Genomic DNA, 1,331 nt, shown 5'->3' on the forward strand with positions numbered 1-1,331 from the left:
AAAACATCGTATTCTTTGGGCAGTCTCGAATAATCTATATCTTTCAAACTAGGTCCATTGCCGCAGATTATAGCATTACCCCCCCCTGCATTATTATTTATCACCTTTCAAACTCCACATTTAAAAAAATTAAATATAATTATACACAAACTATTATTTGTATATGTTTAAGGTAATTTTGATATGAAACAAACAATTTCTAGCTTTTGGTATACCCCTAAAGGATATAAAGGCATAGGTTTAATGGAACTTTTGTCTATAAAGTCTTTTTTAGATAATGGATATAAATTTGAACTTTATACTTATAATTTAGATGATAAAATTTTTAATAAGCTAAATGAAATTTTTGATGATTTCATTTTAAAAGATGCCAATGAAATATTACCTTTTGCAAATTATTTTAGTGATGATAGAGGTGCTGGAGTGGCAGCATTTTCTGATTATTTTAGATTTAATATGTTATATAAACGAGGAGGGGTGTGGGTAGATCTTGATATGGTTTGTTTAAACCATATAGATTTAAATCAAAACTATATATTTTCTCAAGAAATCGATGAAGATGAAACAAAACCAAGGATAACAACTTCATTTTTAAAATTTCCAAAGGGAAGTGGATTTGGTAAAAATTTAATTAATGAAGCAAATAAAATTATTAATAATAAAAAAATAATAGAATGGGGTATTATAGGCCCTTGGTTTTTAGCAGATCAAATAAAAAAAATATAATTTAGAAAATTTTGCTTGGGATTATAAAAGAACTTGTCAAATACCTTGGAAGAAAACAAGAGATTTTATAAAAAAATCAGAATTTGATAATACTCAACCTTTTTTGCATTTATTTTCGGAAATGTGGAGAAGCAATGTATTAAATAAAAATTATTTTTATAAAAATGGAATTTATGGAAAATTATTAAAAAAATACCAGATTGAAAATTTAATTAATGAATTAGATTTTACCTTTTCATTTAAAGATAAATATCATATAATATTTTCCATATTTTATTATATAAAATACTACACAAGGCATCCTAGAAGAATTTTTACAAAAGAGTAGATAAATTTAATTATTCTAAACAAATAAAAAATATTTTAAATTAATATTTTTTATTTGTTTAGATAGCAAGTAATCAATATTTTCAATATTTATCTCCAAAAAAACTAAAAAATACAATATAATTTTATTATAATAAATTAAAACAAGGTTTATTGTGTCACAAGTTTCCATAATACTTCCAACTTATAATGTAGAAAAATATATAGCTAAAGAATATGCTAGTAAAGATGAAAGAATTAAAATCATACACAATAAAGAAAATTTAAAATCATCATTG

The 1,331-nt window shown here is 22.9% G+C and carries 1 protein-coding gene and 2 pseudogenes; 2 read left to right on the plus strand and 1 reads right to left on the minus strand.

The window, feature by feature from the left end; translation table 11 throughout:
• The coding region (locus FPD38_RS08440) for an alpha-2,3-sialyltransferase (RefSeq protein WP_410002931.1) at positions 1-104 on the minus strand (104 nt) is incomplete at its 3' end.
• A gap of 79 nt (positions 105-183) precedes the next feature.
• Between FPD38_RS08440 and FPD38_RS04140 the strand changes: the two are divergent.
• Positions 184-1,054, plus strand: a pseudogene (locus tag FPD38_RS04140) (glycosyltransferase).
• Positions 1,055-1,208: 154 nt separating this feature from the next.
• Positions 1,209-1,331 (plus strand): annotated as a pseudogene (locus FPD38_RS04145) (glycosyltransferase); the annotation flags it as partial.

It is taken from the genome of Campylobacter volucris (assembly GCF_008011665.1).
Classification (GTDB): domain Bacteria; phylum Campylobacterota; class Campylobacteria; order Campylobacterales; family Campylobacteraceae; genus Campylobacter_D; species Campylobacter_D volucris_A.